Below are 6,348 nucleotides of genomic sequence, written 5' to 3' on the forward strand. Positions count from 1 at the left end.
GCGTTTCACGTGAAACGAGCGTGCCTGTGGATAACTCCTGTGGATAACTTCGGGGCCGGTGTGGGGAAGCACTCATTTTCATCATCGTCGACATGGGGCGGGTCCCTCCGTCGTGCGAAATTGACCCGGGACAGCCTGTCCTGGGCTGGGCTAAGGTCACGTCGTGTCTGAGAACACCTCCTCCCTGCCTGACTTCACGCGCTGGCCGTCGTTCCCGTTCGAGGGCGACATGCGAGTCAAGAAACTCGCTCCGCCGGTGGAGGTGGAGCCACCGCGGAGTGGGGAGGACGGTTCGGAGTGCGTTGCCTGCGGGACGCCTGACGACTCGTACATCTGGGTCAGTGAACGATGGCGCGTCCGTGCCATGGACCGGCCCACCGGTCTGCCGATGGTGTTGATCCTGGAGTGTCGTTCGCACCTGGACCTCGGGGACCTGCCCAACCTGCTGGCCGCGGAACTCGGCGTCATGACGGTTCGGTTGGAGCGCGCCATTCGGTCGCTGGACGGTGTTGCCCGGGTTCACGTGAATCGCTGGGGAGACGGGTCCGCGCACCTGCACATGTGGTTTCTGGCCCGGCCCTACGGCCGGCTCCAACTGCGGGGGACCTTCCTGTCGCTCTGGGACGACATACTGCCGGTCATTCCGGAAGCGCAATGGCGGGAGAACCTGTCACTCGTCGCGGCCTGGCTCGCTGACTTCGGGGGCCAGGCCAACGCCGGCCCGGCGCACATCGAATGGGAATCCCCCGCCACGATCAACGTCCCCACCACCATGGACTCGGACCCCGACGGCGGCCGCCGCCCGGCGACGCTCGGCGACGTGGAGGCGTCCGAAGGTTAGATCGGAGGCGGAGCCGGTACCAGGGCGGATGCGGGACTCCGGCCGGGGAGGGCATCTGGAGTAGGCCAACGATCGAGACGGATCAACGACCAGAATGAGACCGGGCCGGAACAGGCGGCGGCCAGGTAGGCACGCTTCGGAAAGCACGCCGTGGGAGCACGAGTCCACCGGCAAGACGAGGCCGCTGGAAAGACGGGCCGCTGGAAAGACAAGGCTGCTGTAGGCCGAGTCGGTGACTGCGAGGCCACCGCAGACAAGGCCACCGGCAGACAAGGCCACCGGCCCACCGGATGGGCGCGGAGCCCCAGAGGACGCGGAGCCGCAACTGCGAGAAGCCCGACAGGCGGCGAAGAGCCCAAGGAGCCGAGCATCTGCGAGGGCGGTGCGGCCGGAGAAGCGAGCGGCCGGAGAACCGAGCGGCCGGAGAACCGAGCGGCCGGAGAACCGAGCGGCCGGAGAACCGAGCGGCCGGAGAACCGAGCGGCCGGAGAACCGAGCAGCCGGAGAACCGAGCAGCCGGAGAACCGAGCAGCCGAAGAAGCGAGCAGCCGAACAGACCAAGCCCTCGGATAGTTAAGAGCCCAAGGCGAGCAGCCAAGTCCGCGCCGAAGGCGACCCAAAGACGCAAGCCCCGGAACGGCGACAGGCCCGGCGATAACCGCCAGACCTGTCACGTGAAACCAACCGTCACTGCCCCTGCCGAGCCACCGCCCGCTCCACCAGAGAACTCAACACCGCGCCGAGATCCGCCCCGGCCGCCTGGACCGCCAACGGCAGCAGCGACGTCTCGGTGAGCCCGGGCGACACGTTGCACCCGAGAACATGGGGCTCCCCATCCGCGGTCACGATCACGTCGATGCGGGACAGGTCCCTCAACCCCAGAGCTTTGTACGCCGCCAGCGCCGTCTCCGTGACCCGCTCCGCGACCGTCGGCGACAGGCGGGCCGGCACGTGCCAGGTGGTGAGGCCGGCCGTATACCGGGCCGCATAGTCGTACACCCCGTCGCGCGGAACGATCTCCACGATCGGCAGTGTCTCGGGCCCGGCACCCCGGTCGACGATGGAGACGGCCACGTTGGTGCCGGTCACATACTGCTCGACGAGCGCGGTCGAGTCGTAGGCGAAGCATCCGACCATCGCGGCCGGAAGGTCACTGGCGTCCCGGACCACAGCGGCCCCCAGCCCGGACCCGCCCTGTGCCGGTTTCACCATGAGGGGCAGCCCGAGCCGTTCGACGATCCGGTCGAGGACGGCGACGGCGCCGAGCTCGGAGAACCGGTCGTGCGGCAGCGCCACCCAGTCGGGCGTGGGGATCCCGGCTTCGCGCAGCATCGACTTGGCGGACGGCTTGTCCCAGGCGAGGCGGGCGGTCCGGGCGTCGGCGCCGACGTACGGAACCCCGCACAGGTCGAGGACACCACGCAGCGACCCGTCCTCGCCGGTGGCGCCGTGCAGGGCGATGACGACGGCATCCGGCGGGTCGGCCCGTAGTGCCGGCAGCAGGGACACGTCGGCGTCGTGGAGTTCGGCGGTCAGGCCGACGGACCGGAGCGCGTCGAGCACCCGGCGACCGGACCGCAGGGACACGTCCCGTTCGTAGGACAGCCCGCCGGCCAGGACCAGAACTCGCAGTTCGTCACGCGTACCCATGCGTGTGATCATGCCAAGTCGGGGCCGGGGGCATCCGCGGCGGCCGGGCCACGACGGCGCTGATGTCCCGGCTGAAGGCCGGCGCCGCCGAAGACGGCGCGCATGGCCAGCTCCTGCTCCATGACCCCGGACAGGCGGCGCACGCCCTCACGTAGCCGGTCCGGCGCGGCGAAGCTGAAGTTGAGCCGCATGTTGCCGCGCCCGGTCCCATCGGCGTAGAAGCCCGTTCCGGGCACGTAGGCGACCCGTGCGGCGATGGCCCGGGGCATCATCGCCTTCGAGTCGAGACCGGCCGGCAGGGTGGCCCACACGAAAAGGCCACCGGTCGGGTGGGTCCACGTGGTACCGGCGGGCATCAGGTCCGTCAGAGCGCCGAGGAGCGCGTCCCGCCGCTCCCGGTAGATCTCCCGGTAGACCTTGATCTGCTCCTGCCACGGCATGGTCGACAGGTACTGCGTGACGGCGGCCTGGGCGAACGCGCTGGGGCACAGCACGTTCGCCTCGCTCATCATGACCAGTTTCTCCCGCACGGCGTGCGGCGCGAGGATCCAGCCGACCCGCAGACCCGGCGCGAAGGTCTTGGAGAAGGTGGAGCAGTAGAAGACCCCGTCACGGCGGCGGGCCCGGAGCGGCAGCGGGGCGTCACCTTCGAAGGAGAGCATTCCGTACGGGTCGTCCTCCACGACCAGCAGGCCGGCCCGCTCGCAGATGTCGAGGACCTGCTCGCGCCGCTCCTCCGACAGGGTGACACCGGCCGGGTTCTGGAAGGTCGGGATCGTGTACAGGAATTTCGCCTGCCGGCCCTCCCGTGCGGTGGCCCGGATGGCCTCCTCCAGCGCTGCCGGGATGAGGCCCTCGTCGTCCATTGCCACGTGCCGGACCTGTGCCTGGGCGGCCTGGAAGACGCCGAGTGCGCCGACGTAGGTCGGCCCCTCGGCGAGTACCACGTCGCCCGGGTCCAGGAAGAGGCGGGCCAGGAGGTCGAGGGCCTGCTGTCCGCCGACGGTGACCACCACGTCGTCGGGGGACGCGTTCGTGATGCCGGACACCGACATCACCTCGCAGATCCGCTCCCGCAGGTCGATGGTGCCCTGGCCGATGCCGTACTGAAGGCTGGTGGCGCCCTGCTGTGACGCCAGGTCGCCGAGCATCTCACCGACCGCGTCGAGAGGCAGCGCGGCAATGTACGGCGAGCCGCCGGCCAGTGACACCACCTCCGGGCGGCTGGCGACGGAGAACAGGGCCCGGATCTCCGATGTGGTCATCCCGCGCACCCGTCGCGCGTACCGATCGGTGTAATCGTCCTGAGTTGTACCGGTCATGCGAATCACCCCTTGAAAATGAGACTGAAGCGATCCTAATGCCGTCCGGCACTTGCCCGACCTGCTCCCGTTCATGGTGGTTCCCACGTAGGATTCGGCGGGGGCGCGGCGGCGTCCGGTCCATGCCCGTGCGAATGCAAGGGGTCGGCATATGTCGCGACGCCTGGTCAACCTGACCCTCGACACACTCGAGGATCTGCCCCGGCCCTGCCGGCAGTGTGTCTACTGGGAGCTCGACCCGGTCTCGGCGGAGCGCGCCTGCGCCACCGGTGATCCGGGCCTGGAGAAGGAAGCCTGGGTCTCGCAGACCCTGCTGGAGTGGGGCTCGTGCGGCAAACTCGCCTACGTCGACGGGATGCCGGCCGGTTTCGTGATGTATGCGCCGCCCGCCTACGTCCCTCGCGGCATGGCGTTCCCGACGTCCCCGGTGAGTGCCGACGCCGCACTGTTGACTACGGCCAAGGTGGTGCCCGCCTTCGCCGGCGGCGGCCTGGGCCGGATGCTGGTCCAGGGAGTGGCCCGTGACCTCACCAAACGCGGGGTGAAGGCGATCGAGGCGTTCGGTGATGCCAAGCCCGACGAGAGCGGCGAGGAGACGGCCTGTATCGCGCCGGTCGACTTCTTCCTGTCGGTGGGCTTCAAGACGGTCCGCCCGCATCCCCGTTACCCGCGGCTGCGGCTGGAACTGCGGACGGCCCTGTCCTGGAAGTCCGACGTCGAATACGCGCTGGAGAAGCTGCTCGGCTCGATGAGCCCGGAGACCCTGCTGCGCCCGGTCCGCCCGGTCGCGGCGACGAGGTCGGCGGAGAACTGAGCCTCGGCTCTCCGCCGGGCAGGCGTCAGCCCTTTTCGGCCAGGGCGAGGCGCAACTGGCGTACGTCGATCGAACCGGTCGGCACATCGCGCTCCACCGGGAAATACATCCGCTGCACCGCGGCGAGCAGTGCCTCGACGATCTGCTCGCGGAACATCGGGTCGATGAGCCGGGCCCGGTCCGCCGGAGACGTCAGATAGCCCAGGTCGACGCGCACCGTCGGCATCCGGGTGAGCCGCAGCAGATCCCAGGCCTTGGCATGGGTACGGCAATCGTGCATGCCGGTCCGCACGACGATCTCCCGCTGCACCAGGTTGGCCAGCCGCTCACCGACCGTGGAACTCAGGCCGTTACCGGTGCCGTAGTGGTAGGACGCCACGCCCTCGGCCGACTCGGACGTGTGCCCGTCCAGGTGCAGTGAGATCAGCAGGTCCGCGCCGAGCGTGTTGGCCAGAGCGGCCCGCTCGGCGCCGCTCATCGGAGCGGCGGGCGACGGGCCACGGGTCAGGTGCACCCGCATACCGGCCGCGGAGAGCCGGCCCTCGAGACGGGACGCCACGTCGAAGGCGAGGTCCGCCTCGTTCCACCGCAACGGGCCGTCGGGCACCACGACGCCGGTGTCGTCACCGCCACCGTGGCCGGGGTCGATGACGATGGTCTTGCCGACCAGGTTGGGACCGGACTGGCGGAACGCCTCGGCCTCGCGCAGCCACTGCGGGCGGCCGCCGACGACCTTGCGGCCGAGCCGGCGCAGTGCCTTCATGGTCTGCGGGCCGCAGGAGCCGTCCTGGACGAGACCGACCTCGCGCTGGAACTGGGCGACCGCCCGAGCCGTCCGGGCGCCGTAGATCGCGTCGGGACGGCCGGTGTCGTACCCCATCTCCAGGAGCCGCTCCTGAAGCGAGCGGACGTCCTCGCCGACCAGGGCGTCGGGGACCGAGTGGAAGAGCGCCCGGGAGCCGAGCCGCCAGCGGGCCGCGTCGAGAGCGCCCCAGGTCTCGTCACCGACCAGACCGTCGACGCCGAGGCCACGGTTCTGCTGGAAGGCCCGCACCGCGGTCTCCAGCGCCTCGTCGAAGACGTCGGGCTCAGGCTCGGCCAGCAATTCCAGACCGACCAGAATCGACCGGATCTCGGAAACTGCCACGCCGCTGTCTCCGCGTCGGATGGACCGCACTCACGACTCCCTAGGGCGAGAAAGGACGACCTCCCGGAGAGTACGCCCCGCGACCCAACCGGGTCGCGGGGCGTTCACAAGAGAGGGTTTCTACAGCGCCGTCTCGATGAAGTTGACCAGGAAGCTCTTCGGCTTCGCGCCGGTCACCGAGTTGAACGGCTCGCCACCCTTGAAGATGGTGAGGGTGGGGACCGTCATCACGCCGTACTTCATGGCGGTCTCGGGGTTCTCCTCGATGTTGACCTTGACGATCTCGACCTGGTCACCCATCTCGTTGGCGATCTCCGCGAGCAGCGGGTCGACCTTCTTGCAGGGCACGCACCACTCGGCCCAGAAGTCCACCAGGACCGGCTTGTCGGACTTCAGCACGTCAGTGTCGAAGGTGGTGTCGGTGACCACCTTGGTTGCTCCCACGAGGACCTCCCGGGCCTTACAGCTCTACGAATGAAGCGATGAAGCGCTCGGCGTCGAGCGCCGCGGCACAGCCGGTGCCGGAGGCGGTGATGGCCTGCCGGTAGGTGTGGTCGACCAGGTCGCCGGCAGC

At 69.4% G+C, this 6,348-nt stretch carries 5 protein-coding genes and 2 pseudogenes; 2 read left to right on the forward strand and 5 right to left on the reverse strand.

Annotated elements, in window-relative coordinates:
* Positions 1-184: 184 nt before the first annotated feature.
* Positions 185-760, forward strand: a pseudogene (locus BC793_RS50875) (hypothetical protein); the annotation flags it as partial.
* Between the two features lie 768 nt (positions 761-1,528).
* On the opposite strand, the gene BC793_RS44335 reads toward BC793_RS50875, so the two are convergent.
* Positions 1,529-2,491 carry a D-alanine--D-alanine ligase family protein gene (locus BC793_RS44335; RefSeq protein WP_373871318.1) on the reverse strand — a complete coding sequence of 321 codons (963 nt, stop codon included), beginning with the start codon at positions 2,489-2,491 and terminating at the stop codon, positions 1,529-1,531.
* A gap of 8 nt (positions 2,492-2,499) precedes the next feature.
* Positions 2,500-3,813, reverse strand: coding sequence for an aminotransferase-like domain-containing protein (locus BC793_RS44340; protein ID WP_109602656.1), 1,314 nt, complete (start codon positions 3,811-3,813; stop codon positions 2,500-2,502).
* A gap of 151 nt (positions 3,814-3,964) precedes the next feature.
* Here BC793_RS44340 and BC793_RS44345 point away from each other — a divergent pair, with 151 nt between their 5' ends.
* Entirely contained in the window at positions 3,965-4,627 is a 663-nt protein-coding gene (locus BC793_RS44345; RefSeq protein WP_109602657.1) for a GNAT family N-acetyltransferase, read from the forward strand.
* A 25-nt stretch (positions 4,628-4,652) separates the two neighbouring features.
* Here the strand turns inward: BC793_RS44345 and BC793_RS44350 are convergent, their stop codons facing one another.
* The 3 genes and pseudogenes from BC793_RS44350 to BC793_RS44360 all read right to left on the reverse strand — a co-directional run.
* A complete protein-coding gene (locus tag BC793_RS44350) occupies positions 4,653-5,804 on the reverse strand; it encodes an N-acetylmuramoyl-L-alanine amidase (RefSeq protein ID WP_109602658.1) in 1,152 nt (383 codons plus the stop codon).
* A 90-nt stretch (positions 5,805-5,894) separates the two neighbouring features.
* Positions 5,895-6,218, reverse strand: a complete 324-nt coding sequence (gene trxA / locus BC793_RS44355; protein WP_109602659.1) for a thioredoxin — start codon at positions 6,216-6,218, stop codon at positions 5,895-5,897.
* Positions 6,219-6,234: 16 nt separating this feature from the next.
* Positions 6,235-6,348 (reverse strand): annotated as a pseudogene (locus tag BC793_RS44360) (thioredoxin-disulfide reductase); the annotation flags it as partial.

Source organism: Actinoplanes xinjiangensis, from assembly GCF_003148685.1.
Classification (GTDB): domain Bacteria; phylum Actinomycetota; class Actinomycetes; order Mycobacteriales; family Micromonosporaceae; genus Actinoplanes; species Actinoplanes xinjiangensis.